Below are 257 nucleotides of genomic sequence, written 5' to 3'. Positions count from 1 at the left end.
CCGTCGGTGGATGTGAAGGCGGCCCTCAAGGCATCGCAGGTCACCATCACCTGCTACGACCGCAACGGCAAGGAGGTGAAGCGTGTGAACTCGAGCGATCCGGGTACGGAGAGTCCTGACGAGAGCGGAGGCGGCAGCGAGAGCGGCGGCGGAAGCGGCGGCAATGAGGACGGCGGCGGCAGCTTGATCTAAGCCGAGGGCAGGGGCGCGCAAGCGCCCCTGCCCCAACAAAACCGGAGAGCGTCACGCCGCAAAAC

General features: G+C 66.9%; 1 pseudogene. It reads left to right on the top strand.

The window, feature by feature from the left end:
• A pseudogene (locus tag CIK99_RS15165) lies at window positions 1-192 on the top strand (DNA-binding protein); the annotation flags it as partial.
• Between the last annotated feature and the right edge of the window lie 65 nt (window positions 193-257).

Source organism: Prevotella sp. P5-92 (assembly GCF_002251245.1).
In the GTDB taxonomy this organism is placed as follows: Bacteria; Bacteroidota; Bacteroidia; order Bacteroidales; family Bacteroidaceae; genus Prevotella.
Note: the sequence above shows the minus strand (reverse complement) of the source record. Positions and strands in the feature narration are given on the sequence as shown.